At 43.4% G+C, this 20761-nt stretch carries 18 protein-coding genes and 1 riboswitch; of the genes, 5 read left to right on the top strand and 13 right to left on the bottom strand.

The window, feature by feature from the left end; all coding sequences use genetic code 11:
* Nucleotides 1-74 precede the first annotated feature (74 nt).
* The 5 genes from L696_RS0111850 to desA all read right to left on the bottom strand — a co-directional run bounded on the left by L696_RS0111850 (nt 75) and on the right by desA (nt 4364).
* A complete protein-coding gene (locus L696_RS0111850; RefSeq protein WP_025683817.1) occupies nt 75-716 on the bottom strand; it encodes a deoxynucleoside kinase in 642 nt (213 codons plus the stop codon).
* Nucleotides 713-1336 carry a deoxynucleoside kinase gene (locus L696_RS0111845; protein ID WP_025683816.1) on the bottom strand — a complete coding sequence of 208 codons (624 nt, stop codon included), beginning with the start codon at nt 1334-1336 and terminating at the stop codon, nt 713-715. Before L696_RS0111845 ends, L696_RS0111850 begins: the two co-directional genes overlap by 4 nt.
* A 170-nt stretch (nt 1337-1506) precedes the next feature.
* On the bottom strand, nt 1507-2106 hold the full coding sequence (locus L696_RS0111840) for a response regulator transcription factor (protein WP_025683815.1): 600 nt from the start codon (nt 2104-2106) through the stop codon (nt 1507-1509).
* Entirely contained in the window at nt 2103-3236 is a 1134-nt protein-coding gene (locus L696_RS0111835) for a sensor histidine kinase (RefSeq protein WP_025683814.1), read from the bottom strand. The genes L696_RS0111840 and L696_RS0111835 overlap by 4 nt, the downstream gene beginning before the upstream one ends.
* Nucleotides 3237-3308: 72 nt before the next feature.
* Nucleotides 3309-4364, bottom strand: coding sequence for a Delta(5) desaturase DesA (gene desA / locus L696_RS0111830; protein ID WP_025683813.1), 1056 nt, complete (start codon nt 4362-4364; stop codon nt 3309-3311).
* Nucleotides 4365-4584: 220 nt separating this feature from the next.
* Nucleotides 4585-4669: riboswitch (ZMP/ZTP riboswitch) on the top strand.
* Between the two features lie 113 nt (nt 4670-4782).
* Here desA and L696_RS0111825 point away from each other — a divergent pair.
* The 3 genes from L696_RS0111825 (at nt 4783) to L696_RS0111815 (ending at nt 7956) form a co-directional block, all read left to right on the top strand.
* The gene (locus tag L696_RS0111825; RefSeq protein WP_025683812.1) at nt 4783-5649 is read left to right on the top strand and encodes a bifunctional 5,10-methylenetetrahydrofolate dehydrogenase/5,10-methenyltetrahydrofolate cyclohydrolase; all 867 of its coding nucleotides are present in this window, start codon (nt 4783-4785) and stop codon (nt 5647-5649) included.
* On the top strand, nt 5646-6281 hold the full coding sequence (locus L696_RS0111820; RefSeq protein ID WP_025683811.1) for a cyclodeaminase/cyclohydrolase family protein: 636 nt from the start codon (nt 5646-5648) through the stop codon (nt 6279-6281). The genes L696_RS0111825 and L696_RS0111820 overlap by 4 nt, the downstream gene beginning before the upstream one ends.
* 169 nt (nt 6282-6450) lie before the next feature.
* A complete protein-coding gene (locus tag L696_RS0111815; protein WP_025683810.1) occupies nt 6451-7956 on the top strand; it encodes a stalk domain-containing protein in 1506 nt (501 codons plus the stop codon).
* Nucleotides 7957-8214: 258 nt separating this feature from the next.
* Here L696_RS0111815 and L696_RS0111810 read toward each other — a convergent pair whose 3' ends face one another.
* On the bottom strand, nt 8215-8607 hold the full coding sequence (locus L696_RS0111810; protein WP_025683809.1) for a winged helix-turn-helix transcriptional regulator: 393 nt from the start codon (nt 8605-8607) through the stop codon (nt 8215-8217).
* Between the two features lie 143 nt (nt 8608-8750).
* On the opposite strand from L696_RS0111810, the gene L696_RS0111805 reads away from it, so the two are divergent.
* Entirely contained in the window at nt 8751-9425 is a 675-nt protein-coding gene (locus L696_RS0111805) for an NAD(P)H-dependent oxidoreductase (protein WP_025683808.1), read from the top strand.
* A gap of 64 nt (nt 9426-9489) precedes the next feature.
* Here the strand turns inward: L696_RS0111805 and L696_RS0111800 are convergent, their stop codons facing one another.
* Nucleotides 9490-12450, bottom strand: a complete 2961-nt coding sequence (locus L696_RS0111800; protein WP_025683807.1) for an S-layer homology domain-containing protein — start codon at nt 12448-12450, stop codon at nt 9490-9492.
* Nucleotides 12451-12909: 459 nt separating this feature from the next.
* Complete coding sequence (locus tag L696_RS0111795) at nt 12910-13611, bottom strand: hypothetical protein (RefSeq protein WP_025683806.1); 702 nt, start codon at nt 13609-13611, stop codon at nt 12910-12912.
* Nucleotides 13612-13831: 220 nt separating this feature from the next.
* On the opposite strand from L696_RS0111795, the gene L696_RS0111790 reads away from it, so the two are divergent.
* Nucleotides 13832-14569 (top strand): GNAT family N-acetyltransferase, encoded by a 738-nt coding sequence (locus tag L696_RS0111790; protein ID WP_025683805.1) that lies wholly within the window; start codon nt 13832-13834, stop codon nt 14567-14569.
* A gap of 115 nt (nt 14570-14684) precedes the next feature.
* On the opposite strand, the gene L696_RS0111785 is transcribed toward L696_RS0111790, so the two are convergent.
* The 5 genes from L696_RS0111785 to L696_RS0111760 all read right to left on the bottom strand — a co-directional run bounded on the left by L696_RS0111785 (nt 14685) and on the right by L696_RS0111760 (nt 20361).
* On the bottom strand, nt 14685-16064 hold the full coding sequence (locus L696_RS0111785; RefSeq protein WP_025683804.1) for an amino acid permease: 1380 nt from the start codon (nt 16062-16064) through the stop codon (nt 14685-14687).
* Nucleotides 16065-16676: 612 nt separating this feature from the next.
* Complete coding sequence (locus L696_RS0111775; RefSeq protein ID WP_025683802.1) at nt 16677-17120, bottom strand: HEAT repeat domain-containing protein; 444 nt, start codon at nt 17118-17120, stop codon at nt 16677-16679.
* Nucleotides 17121-18085: 965 nt separating this feature from the next.
* A complete protein-coding gene (locus tag L696_RS0111770) occupies nt 18086-18610 on the bottom strand; it encodes a VOC family protein (RefSeq protein ID WP_025683801.1) in 525 nt (174 codons plus the stop codon).
* A gap of 48 nt (nt 18611-18658) precedes the next feature.
* Nucleotides 18659-19285 (bottom strand): type 1 glutamine amidotransferase family protein, encoded by a 627-nt coding sequence (locus L696_RS0111765; protein ID WP_025683800.1) that lies wholly within the window; start codon nt 19283-19285, stop codon nt 18659-18661.
* 113 nt (nt 19286-19398) lie between these two features.
* Nucleotides 19399-20361, bottom strand: a complete 963-nt coding sequence (locus L696_RS0111760; RefSeq protein WP_025683799.1) for a helix-turn-helix transcriptional regulator — start codon at nt 20359-20361, stop codon at nt 19399-19401.
* Between the last annotated feature and the right edge of the window lie 400 nt (nt 20362-20761).

Genomic DNA, 20761 nt, shown 5'->3' with positions numbered 1-20761 from the left:
AAAGACTGCGGTCATCAGCCAAGTTCATCTCTGATTGTACCACAGTCCTTGTATGTTTATTGGGTTTTATACCTCTATCTTTTAGAAATTACCTTGCCTACCTCTACCAAAATGGCATCCATGGAAGCTGGGTCATGCACGTCATATTCATCAATGTTCAGACGCAGCACAGGACAGGCATCGAACTCGTTGATCCAGTTGGAATACCTGCGATACATTTGCTCCCAATAAGATCGCTCTGTCTGAATCTCCATTTCACGACCGCGCTCCTCGATCCGGCTCAGTATGGATGGCAAGCTGCCTTCCAGATAGACCAGTACATCCGGGTGCGGGAAAAATGGCGTCATCACCATCGCCTCAAACAGACTGGTATACGTTTCATAATCTGTAGGGTTCATCGTCCCCTGATCGGCATGCATTTTCGCAAAAATTCCTGTGTCCTCATAAATCGAACGGTCCTGCACAAAGCCTCCACCGGACAAGAAGATGTTTTTTTGCTCCTTGAAGCGCTCGGCCAGAAAATAAATTTGCAGATGAAAGCTCCATCTTTCGAAATCGTGATAAAACTTCTCCAGATATGGATTATGATCTACCTTTTCCAGTGAGGTTTTAAAGCCCAGGCGTTCAGCCAGAGCGCCCGTCAGCGTGGATTTACCCACACCTACCGTACCCGCTACCGTAATCAGGGCATTTGCGGGGATGTTGTAATTATTCATTGTATAAGCTCCTTTACATCGGAAACAATCAGTTCAAATTGTGCTCGGTTTTCTACAAAATCAATCTCATTCCCGTTAACGGTCAATATCTTGGGAAAAGGAGCCTGTTCGGCGAGGAATTGTATGCCTTTATCATAATCGATAATAAGTTGCTCTAGATAGGCCGGGTCCATCTCCTGTTCAAAGGAGCGCGCCCGTTTACGAATTCTGCCCAGCAACGTATCCAGATCGGCTTTAATGTAGATGATCACGTCCGGCTTAGGCATATCGTCGGTGAGCAGATGATAGATTTGGCGATATTTTTTAAGCTTCACACCCTTTAGGGTCCGCTCAGCAAAAATGAGGTTTTTATAAATATGATAGTCGGAAATAACAGGCTGTGCCTTCTCGATATATTGCAGGCCGGTATCCTCCAGTTGCTTGTACCGATTGCAGAGAAAGAACATTTCCAGTTGGAAGCTCCACTCATCTATATTTTGATAAAATTTATCGAGAAACGGGTTCTCCTCAACAATCTCTTTAATAATCGGCATATGCAACTCCGTTGAAAGCATCGAAGCCAAAGTCGTTTTTCCTGCTCCGATCGGCCCTTCAACAGCTATAAATGGGGCTTGTTTCATGTGGTTCCGTTCCTCCTTGTACTCCGGTCCATCCCATGGACAGCTATCCTATTGTATCACAAGGAAGTAGGCTAAAGGCATATCAAATCTGCGAATAAAACAACAAAACAGGGTAGCTATGTCTTCCTTCATAGCTACCCTGTTTCTCCTTGGACATTTCTGTCTGCCGTTTATTTAAACCAGCCTTTTTCATTAAAGCGCGTAATCGCCTCAATCCGGTTGCTGACACCCAGCTTATCCAGAATGACTGAAATGTAATTGCGCACCGTCCCTGTCGTCAGGTACAGCTCACCGGCAATCTCTTTGGTGTTCTTCCCGTCAGCAATGAGCGCCAAGACGGTCTTCTCACGCTCGGTCAGCGGGTTAACTTCGGCATAAGCATCATCGACCAGCTCCGGAGCATAAATGCGGCGGCCTGCCATAATACTTCGAATCGAAGAAGCCAGTTCTTCACTGGGACTGTCCTTGAGCAGATAACCGTGCGTACCTGCCTTGATGGCCCGTTCAAAATATCCGGGACGGGCAAACGTGGTCAGAATCAGCACCTTGCAATTCAAGCCCTTAAGTTCCTCAGCCGCATCCAATCCGCTTTTGATTGGCATTTCGATATCCATGATGCATATATCCGGCTGATGCAGCTTGACCAGTTCTAAAGCCTCTTCCCCGTTGCTTGCTTTTCCGACTACTTTCATGTCCTCTTCCAAGTCCAGCAGGGAGGCCAAAGCACCCAGCAGCATACGCTGGTCTTCCGCAATGACGATTCGAATCATGGCCCCACCTCCTCATTTGGCTTTTTAGTGATATTCGGCACTTTAATGATCAGGGCCGTTCCCTGATCTGAACGCAGTTCCATACAGCCGTTCACAAATTCGAGCCTTTCCTTCATCCCTTTCAGACCATTCCCCCGAAAGGCCTCACTTTCTCCCGTAACGCCGACTCCATTGTCCTGAACCCGAAGGGTTAGCTCCTTACGAGACGGCTCAATGGTAATGGAGCAGGCTGTAGCGCCACTGTGCTTCACCACATTGGTCACCGCCTCTTTCATGCACATACTAAGCACATTCTCGTTCATCAAAGACGTATGCTCCAGCTTTGGGTCACCCTCCAAGGTGAATTCAATGTGAGCAGCCTTTAAAATCTGCCGAATACGCAGTAATTCATCCTCTAATCGCATACCTCGCATCTGAGTGACCATTTCCCGCACTTCTTTTAACGCACTTCTCGCCGTAAGACGAACATCGTTAATTTCAGCGTGAGCCCGCTCTGGGTACTGATCCATCAGCTTGCCAGCCAAATCACTTTTCAGTCCGATGAGTGACAGCTTCTGACCGAGAGTATCATGCAGGTCGCGCGCAATTCTTTGCCGCTCCTCCAGCTTAATCAATTCCGATATTTTCTTATTGGCATCCTCCAATTGCACTTGCAGCCGATCACTTTTATTTCGGTTAAAAGTGGTTATCGGAATCAAGATTACACCAAGCAGATTCAATAAAATAAAGGGAAGCTGCTTAATAAAAACAGGATCTTGAGCTACGAAGCCGTAATTGATCAATCCAATGGTACAGACCATCAGAACAATATACAGTGTAGTGAATGCGGCCTTGCTTTTGATATTACCAATCAGAAAAGCAATAAATATGGAAAAATACATATAGCTGAATAACAGCGTCATGGTTATGGATATCGCAATCTGTACACTGGTCCAGAAGTAGATCAGCCAGCCCTGAGAGACAAAAGCCAGTACATAACAAGCAAAAAACACTAAAATAATGGCGGTACCCAGCACAATATGGCTTGTAGATGAGGAGCTAAAATAATAGAAGGGCAGGATATAAAAGACGACCCATACATAAGGGTTAAGTCCCGTATTTCTTTGAAAAATCTGATACCATTTTTGCATCCTGCCCACCCTTTATCATTTCACTAATTCAGCTTATATCCCTTATCTTATCATACCGTGTTTCGTACAAAGTTATTTTCTTTCCGTGCTCACAACAGGTGTAGGGACGGGTTTCGTAACGGCAGCACGTTTGCTGAGCAGCGGCTTCACTTGTTTAAAGGTCAAAAAGGTTTTCGTGCTTTCATCCCAAAGCCGGAACTTCAGAGATTGCAGACTTGTGCTCACCGTGATAGTCGTCGCTTTTTGAAGCTGCGGGGTGGCATCATGCGCCTTCTCCAAATTGTAATTCGGCACCTTCGGACTCAAATGATGAACGTGATGGAAACCGATATTACCTGTAATCCATTGCAACACCTTAGGAAGCTTATAATAAGAACTGCCTTCTACGGCTGCGTTAATATAGCTCCACTCTTCATCATGTTCAAAATACGAATCCTCAAACTGATGCTGTACGTAAAACAACCAGATACCGAGCGCACCCGATACAAAAAAAACAGGTGCCTGTACCAAAACAAAAGCTTGCCAACCGATAGCCCAGCACAACAGTGCATACAATAAAACTAGAGATATATTCGTTACATGCGTATTTATTCTTTCCTTGCGTTTTGCCTTCTTTGTGTTAAAGCGATAGGAAATCAAAAAAGTGTAGATCGGACCGAGTCCGAACATCCCCCATGGACTCCGGTATATACGATAAGCCAGTCGTGTCCATGCAGAAGCTTCTACATACTCTTCCACCGTAAGCACCCACATATCACCTGTACCTCGTTTGTCCAGATTACTGCTGGTTGCATGGTGGATCGCGTGACTATTTTTCCATTGGTCATACGGGCAAAGTGTAATAACACCTGTAATCGTACCCACAATGTCATTCAGCCTGCGGCTTTTGAAGAACGATTGATGACCGCAATCATGAAAAATGATAAACGTTCGTATAACAAACCCGGAAGCAATAATAGTAATCGGAAGGGTCAGCCAATACGATACCGACAGACTAAGATAAGCGGCATACCATAGCAGGATCAGTGGACCCAGGGTATTAATGAGTTGCAGAACGCTGGATTTCGTGTTTATTTTCTCATAGGGAGCCATATTTTTTTTCAATTGGGCTAATGGGAGTTGTGTCATACTTAATGTTGATCCTCCTTATAAAATGACGCCCGTACCTTGATCTCGTCAGGCGTACATGTTGATCTAAACTCAGTATAAGGGGATACCTGTGTTCGATGTAGTCATAAACGTCAGTTCGGGAGTATGACATTTGTCATATAGACAAATAACATGACCTCTTTGCCAAATGTTCACGGCTTTCTTTTCGGAAGATTATTTGCTAAAATATAAGATATATAACGCTGTATGTGACTGGCGAAGTCAGTGGAATAAACCACGAGGGAGCATACAATGAAAGCGTGCCGTTCGCCTGGGAGAAGTATTTGCAGAGGATTCGTCTGTCGTGACGACCTTGTGCAAATACTTTTTTTCGTTTTAAAAGACCATAACACCCTGTTGATTCCATTATGCGATAAATTTAGAGGAGGTTCGAACTATGGCTATCATTATGAAATCCAAAGAAGCAGCTGAGCAAGTGTATGCAACGATCCGTACCAAGGTAGAACAATTGAAACAGCAAGGGCATCGCCCTCATTTGGCAACACTGTTGGTGGAAGGCGACCCTGCCTCTGCCTATTACGCCCGGACCAAGCAAAAAATAGCGGAGAAGCTAGGCATCTCCTTTCATCTTCATACCTTTGACCGCCATGTAAGCGAAGCCGAACTCCTTCACCTGATCGGCAGCCTGAATGAAGCCTCCCATATACATGGTATTATGCTGGAATTGCCTCTTCCCCAGCATCTATCTGCCTCCGTCATTAAACAATCCATCGCCCCGTACAAGGATATTGATGGAATTACCCCAGGTAACAAGCTGGCTACCGTTACAGGTGAAGCCGGATTGTATCCCGCTACGCCTCAAGCCTGTATTGAGCTGCTCAAGCATTACGGTCACACATTGGCAGGCAAAAATGTCACCCTTGTCGGCATAGGACAGACGGTGGGACTCCCCCTTTTTCACATGCTGCAAAGAGAAAATGCCACCGTTACCGCCTGTCATGCAGGTACGCGTGATATTGCAGAGCATTTAAGCCATGCGGACATTGCTTTCGTGGCAGTCGGTTGCCCTGATGTGATTACGCAGGATATGGTCCATCCCGGCCTGATTCTGGTGGATGCAGGAATTAACGAGACGCTGGAGGGAAAAATAGTGGGGGATGCCGCTTCGGACGTTGGGGAAAAGGTACATGCGATTTCTCCGGTTCCCGGCGGTGTCGGCACATTAACGACTGCCATCTTGTACAAAAATCTGCTCAAAGCGATTGATCTGCAACAATACTCCCGAGAGGCGGTTTATTCATGAGTGAACTGTCGTGGAATGATTCCATTCGACATTTTCTGAAAGAAGCTGGAAGCGCAGCGCCTACCCCCGGCGGAGGAAGTGTATCCGCACTGGCAGCGGCACTGGGCGTGGCTATGACCTCCATGACCGCCAACCTTTCCCAAGGAGAAAAATACGCGCATGTTCATGGTCAAATCACTGAAGTGATTCATAGCATGGAAAATCTGTCTGCGCGCTGTGAGGAACTGATGACCGCAGACATTCAATCCTTTGAACAATACATGACCGCATTGCGCTTGCCCAAAGAAACAGACGAAGAAAAACGCTATCGTACCCATTCCCTACAGACCGCGGTGATCGCCGCCATTGAGGTGCCGATGCGTTTGCTGGAAGTATGTCGGGACGGAATGCAGCGTGCCTACAGTATTGTGGAACTGTCCAACAAAAATGTCATTTCTGATCTCGGCATAGGCGCGATCCTGTTCGAGGCTGCCGCCCAATCCGCCCTGCTGACCGTTGACATTAACCTTGCTTCACTGAAAGATTTGGATGCCAAACACGCCTATGAAGCGAAAACGGCTGCACTCATCCATGAAATTGGACAAATCAAAGCTCAAACCTTATTGATCGTGCGTAGCCGAATAACGGGCTAAAAAATAACCTCCACATCCACTCTAAGCGTGGGTTTCTGGAGGTTATTTTATTCGAATTGATGTGTTTTGGAAAACTTTTCTATGTATTCTTCGTCTATTGATAAGGAGATATTCCTCCAAGGCGTTATTTTCACCTTATATACATTGATGAAGAAATGAGGAAAAACGCATGAAAAGACGTACTCTGTTAATCAGTATGATCGCGTTGTTATTGTTCAGCTCCAGTGCATGGGCGGCTGGAGCTGAATCGACGTCCCGTATTCGCTCCTATGATTCCGGGAGTCTGATTCAATCCGATGGGAGCTTGTGGTTATGGGGCTATAATCAATCCGTACCGACTCGTGTAGAGGATAAGCCAAACGTTGTAAGAACATTTTCGAATATAATCCAGGAAGGCGATCTGGTATTTACCTTACAGGATCATTCCGCCTGGTATGTGCCAAGAAACAACATTTCTGAATCCGTGAAATTCATTCCTCTGGAAGGACTACAGAACATCATAGACGTGCGTATTATGAATGATCATGTGCTCGCCCTAAACGCCGAAGGAACCGTATTATCCGCTGATCGAATCGAAAATGGTGGCAACTTTGCTCCTTTTCAAACCCTATCCGGCATCGACGGGGTTACAGATTTGGATAGCTACTATGAAGAAAGACCGCAATATGAGGAACGCTGGATCTTCTTGAAGAAGGACGGAAGTGTATGGAAAAATACAAAGTCCTTGCAGGGCTTCGAGTCTGTTCCATCATTAAAGGATATTACCGCTATCTCCAAAAATATAGCCTTAAAAAAGGACGGTACTGTATGGACATGGCCCAAGGTATTTGAAAAAAATGCTACCCCATCCGAACCTTTATCTGCATCGCAGATTCAAGCCTTATCGGACATCCAGACAATTAAGACCAATGGGGGTTCCAATCTCGCGATTGATCGACAAGGACGGTTATGGTTCTGGGGTGAAACGGTCACAGGTTACTCGGATAATACAACCTATCACAACGAAAATACCCCTGTATTGTTAACAGGTATAAAGGATGTCAAAGACGTCTTTATCGTTGAGCGTTCCATTCTTGCACTGACCACAGAGGGGAATGTTTATGCAGCGTCCTTGGACGGAGAAAAATTATTACCGAATGCCCACTTTACATTACTTGCCCAAAATATTCAAAGCATCAAAGCAGGCTTCAGGCATGTAATCATGCAAAAAACAGACGGAACCCTGTGGGGCTGGGGGGTCAACAAACATGCGCAGCTTGGCATAGGGGATTATGAATTTCTCTACAGTATGCCGGTTCCTGTACAAAAGCCCATTCTCGTCCGCCTCAACGGCACACCTGTCCCGCTAAGTAACGGTGTTATCACCCGGAGCGGACAGGCGTTTATTCCCCTTCGTTCTGTTTTTGACAAGCTGGGGGCCGAGGTCACTTATGATTTTAACAGTAAAATAGCGGAAATTAATCAGTCCAAGACAGGAGCCAATCCCGTCTCTCTGCAAATTAATCTTAAAAACGGGCAGACAACGATGAACGGTAAAGTTGTGAAACTCACAAATCCTCCCTTCACTGTAAACGGCATTGGCTATCTTCCGCTCCGGCTGATCAGCGAGACGCTAGGGGCCAAAGTAGATTGGATTCAAAAAGAAGATACTATCGTCATTACAACGAAATCGTAAATCAAAAACCAGTCCAAACACGACTCTTGTTGGACTGGTTTTTTACTGCCTTGGCATTTATTTATAGAGCGGATATTTTTTCAAAAGCCGAAGTAACAAACTCTTTGTGCCTTTCTCGCATTCTCTGTTCCATGCTTTATTATCTCCTCATCAGTTGCTTTATACACTGCCATCAACCTCTATATATCCCCTAATACATCGGGAAGATTTTTGTAATTTCCCGCAAGCCAGTTCATTTCTTGATAGATGAACATCCCTTTACCAGACGGGCTTGGATGGCTCCATGCAGCTTTCTGATGAACGATGTTTGGTTTTATATTCTTCTCCCCAATCCTTCATTAAGCTAATAATCGGAGTCAGAGTTCTTCCAAATTCGGTTAGAGAATATTCGACTTTGGGAGGAACCTGCTGATAGACTTCACGGTGAACTACACCATCCTCTTCCAACTCGCGTAACTGTAGTGTCAGCATGCGCTGAGTGATCCCCGGACAGATTCGCCGAAACTCACTAAACCGCTTGGTTCCATACATTAGATGATATAAGAGAATCCCTTTCCATTTGCCTCCAATCACATCCAGTGTGTACTCCACCGGGCAGGCCTGATCTTTTCCATCGGGACATTCTCCAAAGCCGCCTTTCCGATTTCGCATAGGTAATTCTCCTCCTAGTATCATTTTGTATACTACAGCACATTAATGTGCGTACTTCTAAAACAGTCATGTATATTTTAATATTAAGCATGCCACTTGGTAAGCGTCAAATTCAATAAAAATTCACAAGGAGTGAGTACACTATGGAAACCGTAACAACTGCTAAAAATCAAATCTTATCTGCATATGAGTTCAGACATGCTACCAAAGAATTTGACAGCCATAAGAAAATCAGCGATTCGGACTTCGATTTTATTCTCGAAACAGGTCGTTTATCCCCCAGCTCGTTCGGCTTTGAACCCTGGAGATTCGTTGTCGTCCAAAGTAACGCCATGCGTGAGAAGCTGCTCCCGTACTCTTGGGGAGCCAAAAAACAGCTACCTACAGCGAGCCATTTTGTACTCATTCTCTCCAGAATGCCTAAAGACATGTTGGCCTCATCCGAATATATCAAGGGTATAATGGAAAACGTACAGCAATTGCCTGCTGAAGTGGCTCAAGGCAAAGAAAAGGTATATGATGCCTTCCTGAAATCGGATTTTGGGCTGGAGGAAAATGAAAGAGCGATGTTCGAGTGGGGTTGCCGACAAACCTATATCGCTCTGGGCAATATGATGACAGCCGCAGCTCAAATCGGAGTTGACTCCTGCCCAATCGAAGGTTTTAATAAAAATAAAATTGAACAAATTCTTTCCGAAGAAGGCATCATGGATGCCGAGCATTTCGGCATTTCCTGCATGGTGGCTTTTGGATACCGTCTGAATGAGCCGCGTGGAAAGACTCGGCGACCTGCGGATCAAGTTATTGAATGGGTATAACTGAAGGACGAGTAGACCAAAAAGAACCGAAAGCGATATGCTCTCGGTTCTTCGTTTCATACAATTACTGATAATTCACTTCTTCTGCAAAGTAAATCTCCTTCAAACGATCCTTAACGCGCTGAATTTCCTCTGCTGTTAACGGAGCCGTAGGCTTTAGCTTGAAGTTTCTTCCGGTGACATAGCTTACATCCGTGTTCCTATCCAGGTTGAATGGTGTTTTTGGAACCGGATTTCGGGTATAGTCGGTAAAATCAATAATGGACCATGCCGTATCTCCATCCTCCTTGGATAAAATGATCCGCTGTGAAGCATTTTCAGTCCACAAGTAACGCAGATTGGCCGGTGAATTATTGGAGTCCATAACTGCCTTAATGCCGGAGCCCCTAAACATGAGCGAAAATTCCGTATGATCATTATTCGATCCAGCTAACGATTCATAAATCTGTTTCAGCCCATCCACTCCCACAATCTCGACCTCACGGTCAGCAGGGAAGTGATTCACAAAGCTCTCCCATATTTGAGACATGTTATGGTTTTTGGCAAGCCAGTTGATGTCCAAAATAATAGACATGTAGTTTACCGTATTTAAACGTTGATACGGGTTATCTAAATATTGCTGTGCTATATACAGTTGTGGTGCCGCATCCGTTTCAGTCACATATGGGTCACCTGGATGGAGAGTCCAGCGTGAGGAATCCTTTGTATAGCGTGATCCAATGGGATCAATCGTAATCGAGTTCATAAACACAATACCGCTATTATTGGTAACTCCCTGTGCCGGAACAATCGGATTATCCTTATTAGACCAGTAAGGCATCAAAGGCGAACCCTCACCATACATGTTGTTCACATTATACTGTGTAGCCGACCACCCCATGGCTGAAGTGATTTTAAAATGATCCTTAAGCCATTGGGCCTGCTCAGGATTCACCGTAAAGCTGGTCAATGATTTAGGCAGATACTTCCGGTATTGGTCTGTATCCATGCTTTCAAACACCGAAGGTGATCCCAACGAACCGGATTGGTGCAGCTCATTGAGTGCATTATAACGATACATATACAACCATTCGTTCATCCGTGCTTCCCATTCAGGGAGATCGTACAAATTATTCGGATATCCGTCCAAAATCCCGACTTCATCGCCATACTGATCCACGTATTCCAAAACCTTTTTAAGCTGCGGACGATTTACTTCCACAAAAATAAATCTATTTTCCATGGCCCACGTCACTTTTAAGTTGGAACCAAAGTGATCCATCAGCAATTGACGAGCCTGCTCAATTTGCTCTACCGTGGTCGTACTGCCCGCATCTTGTCCCTGCAGCATCATCGAGACAGCAAAATATTGCTTTTTGCGCTCTCCCGGTACTACAGTTAACTCTGCATCGGATATGAAGTGAATTCCCTGAGAGGGTGATTCAACCTCGATCTTGAATGGAATGACAGAGTTCACTGCAGGAATCAGATGCAGATTGGCAATATGTCCATCCTCGTCAAATATCCCTCTGGAATCCTCTATTCGAAGCTTCAAATCTGACGGCAATAGACCGGACGGTATGACCTCTCCCTTTGCATTGTGAAATACATAGGGCATGTTCCAGGCGTCAGGGTCTAGAGTCGTGGCCTGTGAAATGGTGTACGTCGCCAAGTATACGGACCTGATTACACTCGGTTCCTCTACCGGAGGAGTCTTCCCTTTCACGATCAGCTTGGTCTGTGCTTTAAGCACCTGATGGGGTTTGGCAATTGTGACTTCTATCTCTACAGGAATGTAACCATCAGCAGCAGGTATATTTTCGGAATGCGCGATTTTCCCATGTTCATCAAATACACCTAATGTATCACTAAATGTGTAGGTGACACTTGTGACGCTAACATCGGGAATGCTTAACAAGTGCCCTTTATTGTAGAGATCAAAGAACAGCTGATACGAAGGATACGTTTCCGGTTGATTTACTAACTCCGGTGCCTTAATTACAACCTCATCCACTACAAAATCCGAAGAATGATCCGGTGGAATCACCGGTGGTTTCGGTCTCGGTCCTGGTGGCCGTGGTGTCACTGGTGGTCTCGGACTAGGATCTGATGGTATTACTGGCGGCCTCGGACTAGGATCTGGTGGTATTACTGGCGGTCTCGGACTAGGATCTGGTGGTATTACTGGCGGTTCCGGCTTCGGCTCTGTTGGTGTTACCGGAGCTACCGGTGGATCCGGCCTTGGACTATGGCTTCTGGGCTCTTCGATTTCCGGATTCGCCCGCTGATGGCTAATTTCCGGCGCCAAGTCTACCACGATCTTGTTCGACTCTGGTCGGTTGATCGTCTGAATGGCAGCTCCACTTCCGTTTCCTAATGAATCCAGCAAACGTTTGGCCCGATCCCGCAGAGTGTCACCGCCTAGCCATACCCGATAAGCGACCAGCGTGGCATCCTGCCGTTTCACAAACTCTTTTGGACGGAAATAATGATTCTTATCCCCCTCCATCAGCCCCAACTGCTCCATCAGCCATACGCTTGTTTGTGCATAGTCTGATATATCAGGCTGATCCACAAATCCGGATACACTGGAAGACTGGATATCTTCAGAAACGCCGAAATACCTAGCATACCAAACTGCCATATCCTGACGAGTCATATTGTGCTTTGCACCGAACAGTTGATCACTAATTCCTTTGGTAATGTTCTCTTCCTGCAAGGTCTGCACATAAGATAGAGCCCACGGCGACACATCTGTAAAAGGAACAGCACCTCTGGTGTTCGACGTTCGTTTTACGGTTTTAGCAAAGATACTCGCCCACTCCTGCCGCGAAATAAAATCTATGGGCCGGAAGCTGCCATCCTGATAACCAGTAATAACCCCTTGAGCAGCCATGGCTTCAATCGCATCAGCAGCGTAGGAATGTTCAATATCGTTAAAGGTCCTGTCTGCAAAAACAGGTACAGTATGTACGCAGAACAACCAAACAGCCAGTAAACCAGCCATGTACCACCTAATTCGTTGTAACTCCTTTTCACGTTTCATAAGATTCTAGGGTATTTCACCTCCTTCATGATGTAAAACCAGGTCAGTTCCCCCTGTGCTCCTGTTCATTTGTGAAAATTATCTCTTTTGTTTTCAAACGAATTTTCATAACAATTGACACCAAACTGTATATACTTGAATTATCGGAATAATCTCCCTAGGTTTGAATAAAGACTGTAAAAAAAGTCGCTTTAGGTATGCTGTATTATCCATTAAATCGTCATTATTTTAAAACCAATATCCCGATCATTTAAAATGGTTTTCATTGGAAATCAAATTTTCAAACCTTTTCTTCCATCGCTGTATGTTCTCATTGCCAGCGTAGAAATAAAAAAGATAACATCATGTATATAATCCCGGATGGGTATACACTCTGTTATCTCTAATATTACAGATCACTCTCACTTACTTATTTGCTCGTTATTTGGATCACGTATTAGCCATTCTATATCATCTGGGTTATTCTTTTGTAGTAGCACCTTGATAAGCATAATAGTAACCCTCTGAAATCCCATCTTGCGGATAAGCTGCAGAATCTTCGCTTGTTACTTGACCTACAAGCTCCCGATTTATAAACGTGTGAGGTCCTTCCTCTATTAGCGCTTCAGCAGACATACCACTGATAGGTCTTACTGTACTGGACCAGAATGTAACTAAATATATATCGTCAGGATTAAATTGAAAGCGTCCTTCACTTGGTGTCGCCTCATAAAACAGCTCAGACAAAGAAGTCGCTTCTGACCCTCTCATAAAAATCCGAATATCACTAGTTCCATTCCATCTATGAGGAATTCCGCCTCTGGGATTTATATACTCTACAACCTCAGGCTCCTGATCGCGAAGAAAATCAGTAACTGTAAATTTATAAACCGCATCCGTTATGCTTTCGGTTACAACTCCAGTTGTTTTCCCCGTTTCATAGCCGCTGAAATCTCCATACACATTTGGGGTTTGGCTTAAAGCGGCAAAAAGCCTTTCCTGATCCATATATTCGACTCTTCCCGGCACTGCAGTCAATCTATATGTCTTCACTTCAGTACCCTTGTACTTGTTCCAAGTATATTCTGTGGTAGCTGCGTAAGATACCCCGCCGTTCCAGCCCAATGATGCTACTACTAGCAAGGCTAACATCAAGAGCAATGACCATTTTTTCAACAACATCTTCCCCTTAACCCCTCTCTATTTGCACTCCAATTATTTAATAAAATTATAGCTTCTCTAAAATTCTATTAACAGTTAAAATTTAGAAGAAACTATAGATAATTTATGTCCTTTGTATATTGGCTTGACCTAAACAAAATTAGTGCTTTCTTTCTATTTCTCTTTGGTTTATTATTCATTAGCATGTATTATTATTCATCAAACCATATGGAGGATACCTATGAACCACAAAATTATTGAAGAGCTATCCTTGAACAACTGGCAGCCCCTATCCACTTTACTTTACGATGGATGGATTTTGCGCTTTGCAGATGGTTATACCAAACGTGCCAACTCGATTAACCCGATTCATTATTCAACCTTTGACCTCGATCATAAAATTGAAGAGTGTGAGAGCTTATTTTCAGATCGTAACTTGCCCGCAACCTATAAAATCACTCCCTTTATCCATCCTGAGCATTTAGATCGCATTTTAGAGGAAAAGGGCTATTCCCTCATGGACCCAACAAGTGTTCAAACCTTAAAGCTGGATAACCTAAGCAGCCCCCAACTAAATTCGGTGAAAATAGATGAACATATGAATGAAGAATGGTTAGAGCATTTTTGCAGACTCAATCATGTGAAAGATCATCATAAGGGCATCATGGAACGCATGTTGTCTAATATCATAACGAAGAAAGGGTTTATCTCGCTTTATGACAACAATCAAGTTATTGCTTGCGGTCTTGGAATTATAGAAAGAGAGTATCTAGGTTTATACGATATTGTGACCGATTTAAATTACAGAAATCAGGGCTTCGGGGAACAAATGATATTACATTTGCTCAAATGGGGACAAGAACACGGGGCCAGACACAGCTATTTAGCCGTTGTAGCCGATAATAAACCTGCACAACGGCTTTATGCCAAACTAGGATACTCAGAAGTTTATACGTATTGGTACAGGGTTAAAGCTTGAGCTGTTTTTCCGTTTCCGAAGTAAGTTTCTTTTACCTTGGTAAAAGAAAAACCGAGCGAACTCAGGGCGTAACCTGAATCTCGCTCGGTCATGATCTCTGCATTTTAGCAGCGGTCTATTTCTCATCTAATTCTTCAATTCTCTGCCGCTTTCCTATGCCAAAGACAAAATAGCCGACAATGACGATCGCCATGAATGATGCTCCGACAATCAATGACGTGCGCGTGTCTGGATTGAACCACATTCCAACGATCACCAGGGACAAGAAGATAATGGTGATGTAGTTGCTGATCGGGAAAAAACGAGACTTGAAGGGATGATCTTCCATTTCGTTCTTCCACTTTTTCCTGAATTTAAATTGGCTGATTGCCATTGCAAACCACGGTACCATGCCTGGAAGAACACTGGCGCTATAAATATACAGGAACAGCTTGGAATCAGGGATTAAGTAATTAAACAGCACTCCCACCAGCAGCAAGGAAATGGTCGCAATAATACTATTTCTGGGAACCCCGCTTTCGGAAACTTTCCCAAAGAACTTGGGGGCTTGTCCGTTTTTAGACAATGTGTATAACATTCTTCCCGCACTGTAAATACCACTGTTGCAGCCTGACATCGCGGCTGTGAGAACAACGAAATTAATGATGCCCGCAGCGGCAACAATCCCTACTTTGGCAAAGGTCAGAACGAAAGGACTGCCGATCTCGCCAATTTGATTCCATGGATAGATTGTAACAATAACAAAAATCGCACCCACGTAAAAAATCAGAATACGCCAGATAATATTCTTAATGGCTTTTCGCAGCGTCATTTTCGGATTTTCTGCTTCACCCGCCGTAATGCCCACCATCTCTATACCTTGATAAGCGGCCGTTACAATACAGAGTGCAAATAGAAAACCTTTTAAACCACCTGCAAAAAAACCGCCATGGCTGTACAGATTGGAGAGACCAATCGGTTGCCCGCCGTTCCCCAGGCCAAAGAAGATCATACCCGTGCCAATAATCAGCATAAAGATAATGGCGACAATCTTAATCATGGCAAACCAAAATTCAAATTCTCCATAAAATTTCACAGCCGCCAAATTGGCTAACGCAATAATGATGACACCTGCCAAGGCTGGCAGCCATTGCGGAATGTCAGGGAACCAATAGCCCACGTACACCCCAATCGCAGTAACCTCCGCCATCCCTACAGTAACCCATAAAAACCAATAGCTCCAAGCGGTCAAAAAACCGGCCAAAGGGCTAATATATTTATGAGCAAAAGTAGCGAATGAGCCTGTCACCGGTTCGAGAATCAGCATTTCTCCCATCATCCGCATGACAAAAAACATAATAATCCCGGCTAAGAGGTAGGCCAACAGCACAGAAGGCCCCGCCCATTTTATCGTACTTGCCGACCCCATAAACAAGCCAACGCCAATGGTGCCTCCAAGCGCAATCAGCTCAACATGCCGTGGCTTTAGCCCTCTCGTTAATTGTTTCGATTCCAAAAAAACGCTCCCCTTCGTATATGTTCATCATCAAACCTGAAAGATATGAAAAACAGCCGCTATCCCAAAAAGGATATGGAGATATCGGTCTGCCGTGATGCTGATTTTGCCAATATAGAGATACTTCATCATCCGAGTGCGTACAAGGAAATCACGTCCAAATATGAATCAAGCCTTGCTGTTCCTGAGTCCGACCCTGTAGCAATGAAAGAATTGTATGACAAAAAAAACGGAAAATCAACACTTGTTAATTAACCAATGGTTAAAGAATAATGGTAAAAAATAGAGAACAGATTTTGTCGTTGCAACAGCTTATTCACTATGACCACGCTTAGAGCTAATATATTTCACGGAAACATGTTTATCAACGACAAACTTCACTATTGCCCCATCAAAAAATGAACATTTCCCTACAATTTATCTACAGATATTTCTTAGTTGCTTTCTTTGCATTCCTGATATGTATTTCATAGCTTTGGAAAAGATACAAATATTCCAACTCCCAAAAGATAAAAAAGACCTTAACAAAAATAACCCCTTATCCTTGTTAAGGCCTTGTCTGCATCACCAGTTACAATCCTTAAAAATACATTCAATTGCAGGGTTCAGACATTATCTTGTGGATAACGAAGCCCATTTTTGCTCCAGCCACTGATCAAACTCAGCACCCTTGTCGCCTTCATAGACGTCATAAATATCGACTCTCATCTTGTGCAGCTTCTCGCGAAAATCGTTATAGGTATGGTCGGCTGGCAGGCTTTTTTTAATCCGCACCAGAATCTTCGTCAGGCCCTTAACAAGCTCACCCTCTTTGCGCACAGGCGGCTGTACATTCTCGCCCCATTCCTGAAGCTTGCGGTAAGCGGCTTCCTGAACGGCATATACCGTATCATTATTCAATCGGTGTGTCAGCACGTCAATCGTCTGCTGGTTCTTCCATGCGCCCAGATCATTTACCGCAGCTAGACGCGCTTTCCAATCGGAGGTTCGGTTTACAGCTACTTTAAGCTGCTCATATACTTCTGCAAATTCCTGCTGAGTTTCGTTGTTTTCCAAAATAATCTCATCCTTTTCTATATCTGAGTCAATCTATATTCAATCCTGTAACCGTTCCACCATCAGAACACTTTGTTCACCTGTTCTTCGACCCTGTGGCTTTACTAAAAAAATCATTACATTTGCTGTTCATCATGATTGCCGTTTGTTAAATATAACATACTTGCAGGTCTTCTTCATATCTCGAACCATCTTCTTTATTTACGAACTTACGTGAAAAGTTAAATTGAGCTTTTGATGCTCCGGCTCTCTTGCATTTAGTTAGGTAAAAGTATGAACCATGCATTGTCGTTAGCTGAACAACTAAAAGAACAAACTGAGTCAAAAGGGTTACGCTTATGTGTCAACAGATTATGGTCTTTTCTTATATTTAAAAACAAGGGTTTAGCGTATATTTCCGCGCGTAATTTGACTGGCCTTCGAGTATGGTAAACCGCCATTCGAAACTACAAAATACTCATACCCCCATTTTTCACCTGACTTTTATTGCTCTACGTTCAGCAGATCAATTTGTAATGGAAAAGTTTGAGTCCATTCTTTCGCAAATTCAGAACAGCGTTAATGCAATACATCATGAATTCTCATACCAAAGATAACAAGCAGTACGTGGACGATGTGGCTTTGATTCCGGCTATTCTAGACCCCGGCGAGGCAACAAGGGAATGGTTTAAATGTAAGGACAATAACATATTGAGATTGAATTTCGTCCCCAACGAACCCCTCTATTGGATCGGCTACACTCTTATATCAAGCGAGCGATGCTCTCCATATGCCTTGTGGCGGTGATCATGATGCCGTATGAAGCTGGTAGTCCCTTGACGACACGGTATATTTTCGAAGGGTTGCTTTTTCAACCCTAAAATTTTGAAGTTTCTATTTTCGCCAACTATTTGGTACCAGCATTTCTATTACATCATTTAAGCAAACTGTCACTTTTAACACTTTTTATTAAGACAGTTATTGCATTATTCTCCACTAAAGCTTTTGGCCCATTCAGCAACCCTCCGACTACTTTCTTCTTCTGACAAATCCTCAATCCTAGTCATAATAGACCATCTTACTCCAAAAGGATCCAATATACTTGCGAATCGATCACCTGAAACAAAGTTTGCAATCGGTTCCCTTACTTTTGCTCCTCTTGCTACCGCATTTTCAAATACCTGATCAACATTCATTACGTAAATTCCTAAAGAATAACACGCATTGTCTTCATCTGGCGGCAAGACCAATTGATATGCCGGATTCGCTGCTCCCAGCTGCAAAAAACCATTTCCAAAATCTAATTCAGCATGAACGATTATTTTATTGCCATTCTCATCAGGATATTCAGTAATATCCTTAACTCTTGCATTGAAAACCGTTTTATAGAACTCTATTGCTTCTGAAGGATTCTTCACTGTAATAAAAGGGGTAATAGATGTAAAGCCGTTGGGCATTCCATTCTTTGTATATTTACCTGACACTCCCGTATATTCTCTGCTTTCAGTCATTTTAACTCCTCCTTTAAATGATCAAATATCAATTTTATGCTTATACCTTCATTGGATTGAATTCATCAACTCATAGAAATATTTGGAATCCTGAGTCTTATTAAGACCGTACCAGGCATCTAATGTTTTTGAAGAAAACACACCCAGAGCTTTTAAGACGTGTACGGAAAATTCCAACGGAGCTGTTCCAGATGCAGTGATCAGTTTTCCATCAGTTACAGCAGACTCCATTTTGTAATACTTTTCGCCCGTGTAAGTAGGACAGATCATTTTAAGATATTCCAAATCATTGCTTGTATGCCAACGTGAATTCAGCAATCCTGTCTGGGCAAGTCCCATTGTAGCACCACAAATCGCTGCAACCAATATACCTTCCTTTAAACACCCCTCAACGATTTTTAAGATGGGTTGGTGAATTGTTTCTGTCCATGTATCTCCACCGGGTAAAATCAATGCATCCGTGCTTTCAAGGCTGCACTCATCTAGCTTGATGTCAGGCAGTATTTTCAATCCGCCCATTGTAGTTACAGGAATCTTTTCAATTCCCACGGTAACTATTTTTGATGGGGCCAGCCCCTTTTTATAATATCTTCCCGAGTTCAGTTCGGCAGTTAAGTAACCTATTTCCCAGTCTGCCATGGTGTCAAACACATAAAGATATACCGTATTATTCATTTGCAAGTTCTCCTTATTTTACAATTCATCAAGTGATACCAACCATCCATCGGTAATCAATGATTATCATCATTATAAAATAGCTTCACTGACATCTGCTGTCAGTGAAGCTATTAAAGTTGATAATATTCCATTAACTCCGACGCAACAGCAACAAGTTTTTCCTTCAAACTCCGTGGTTCGATTACTTGAATGGATTTCCCGTAGGATAGGAGAAAATAAGGGACATATGTTTGAATTGATTTTTCCTCAAGCAAAAAGATGGCTTGATTGGATGTCCGCTCTTTCAGATGATGCCCCAAAAACCAATGCAGGCATAAGTCATCCAATGCCTCTGTCCTGCCTTCGATCATTAAAGAAATTAAACCGTCCTTACCCACTAAATCAGGTAACAGATTTTGCATAAAAAATTCACGGGCCGAAAAAGCTTCAGAACGCTTAAATATGATTGGAGTACGCTTGATTTGTAAAATCCGATCTACCCGAAAGCTACGGATCTCATTCCTTAGGTGACAAAATGCAACAGTATACCATTTATTGTTCCAGTAAACCATTCCATAGGGGTCTATCACCCTATTCTTGGGTTGTTCTTCATGGCTTGTGCGATAATCCATTTCTACAGAGAATTCGTTTGCTACAGCCTGCTCCAATTCTGCCAGTATCGGCTGAAGAGAAGGGTCTCCCATGCGGTTAATAACTTCAAATCCGGCTAAATGACGGCTAAGTATACTTTCCTGCTCCTGATTCGAATACATTTTCAATTTTGATGTCGCAGTGCCTAATGCCTCACTCAAAGGGTATCCAGCTTCTTTTGCAAAAACAGCAGCATGAAGGAGCGCCTTTTTTTCCTCAATATCAAATAGCAGAGGTGCTCTGATAAAATTATTCAGCAAGCTATACCCGCCATTATGACCTGTGTCGGATATTATAGGCACTCCACTGGCACATAGTGCATCAATATACCGATAGACTGTCCTTATATTTATTTCTAACTTTTCGGATATTTGTTTTGCAGTCATTTTCACGCCCGAATTCAGCATCCATAGAATTGCCAGCATATTATCGTTTTTTGGCATAACATGAACCCTCATCTTTCATTAAACCTCAATATTTTATAAATATCTTTTTTATCTTCTCAAGGATCGCACTAAATAATTAGCTTTGCGAATCGCCTGCATCCCTTTATTCATCAATCTTTTCAGCCTTTCAATCCTCACGTAGCGTTCAACGCGACTCGTCTGCCTATCTTTCAACCTCCTTGAGCGATACTGTTATATATCTTTTCATACCATCAATATTAGACACTCCACATGACTGGAGTGTCTAATATTGCGATATATTAATGACGTGTACGGAGCATTCGTCCGACAATAAAAAGCATTTGTTTTCGTGTGAAGAAGCGAGACATTTGAGCAGAAATATAGTTTTTAAAACCTGGGATATATAAGACGCAAATAAGAAATTAACGAGGCCAAC

The sequence above is a fragment of the Paenibacillus maysiensis genome (assembly GCF_000520815.1).
Classification (GTDB): Bacteria; Bacillota; Bacilli; order Paenibacillales; family Paenibacillaceae; genus Paenibacillus; species Paenibacillus maysiensis.
This window is presented reverse-complemented; position numbering and strand designations above follow the sequence as displayed.

What these genes read in the sequence shown, in the direction of transcription:
- desA (WP_025683813.1), bottom strand. Translation starts at nt 4,364, where the DNA reads ATGACACAACTCCCATTAGCCCAATTGAAAAAAAATATGGCTCCCTAT.
- L696_RS0111790 (WP_025683805.1), top strand. Translation starts at nt 13,832, where the DNA reads ATGAACCACAAAATTATTGAAGAGCTATCCTTGAACAACTGGCAGCCC.
- L696_RS0111765 (WP_025683800.1), bottom strand. Translation starts at nt 19,285, where the DNA reads ATGAATAATACGGTATATCTTTATGTGTTTGACACCATGGCAGACTGG.
- L696_RS0111795 (WP_025683806.1), bottom strand. Translation starts at nt 13,611, where the DNA reads ATGTTGTTGAAAAAATGGTCATTGCTCTTGATGTTAGCCTTGCTAGTA.
- L696_RS0111770 (WP_025683801.1), bottom strand. Translation starts at nt 18,610, where the DNA reads ATGACTGAAAGCAGAGAATATACGGGAGTGTCAGGTAAATATACAAAG.
- L696_RS0111820 (WP_025683811.1), top strand. Translation starts at nt 5,646, where the DNA reads ATGAGTGAACTGTCGTGGAATGATTCCATTCGACATTTTCTGAAAGAA.
- L696_RS0111840 (WP_025683815.1), bottom strand. Translation starts at nt 2,106, where the DNA reads ATGATTCGAATCGTCATTGCGGAAGACCAGCGTATGCTGCTGGGTGCT.
- L696_RS0111760 (WP_025683799.1), bottom strand. Translation starts at nt 20,361, where the DNA reads ATGCCAAAAAACGATAATATGCTGGCAATTCTATGGATGCTGAATTCG.
- L696_RS0111835 (WP_025683814.1), bottom strand. Translation starts at nt 3,236, where the DNA reads ATGCAAAAATGGTATCAGATTTTTCAAAGAAATACGGGACTTAACCCT.
- L696_RS0111810 (WP_025683809.1), bottom strand. Translation starts at nt 8,607, where the DNA reads ATGCGAAATCGGAAAGGCGGCTTTGGAGAATGTCCCGATGGAAAAGAT.
- L696_RS0111805 (WP_025683808.1), top strand. Translation starts at nt 8,751, where the DNA reads ATGGAAACCGTAACAACTGCTAAAAATCAAATCTTATCTGCATATGAG.
- L696_RS0111800 (WP_025683807.1), bottom strand. Translation starts at nt 12,450, where the DNA reads ATGAAACGTGAAAAGGAGTTACAACGAATTAGGTGGTACATGGCTGGT.
- L696_RS0111825 (WP_025683812.1), top strand. Translation starts at nt 4,783, where the DNA reads ATGGCTATCATTATGAAATCCAAAGAAGCAGCTGAGCAAGTGTATGCA.
- L696_RS0111815 (WP_025683810.1), top strand. Translation starts at nt 6,451, where the DNA reads ATGAAAAGACGTACTCTGTTAATCAGTATGATCGCGTTGTTATTGTTC.
- L696_RS0111850 (WP_025683817.1), bottom strand. Translation starts at nt 716, where the DNA reads ATGAATAATTACAACATCCCCGCAAATGCCCTGATTACGGTAGCGGGT.
- L696_RS0111845 (WP_025683816.1), bottom strand. Translation starts at nt 1,336, where the DNA reads ATGAAACAAGCCCCATTTATAGCTGTTGAAGGGCCGATCGGAGCAGGA.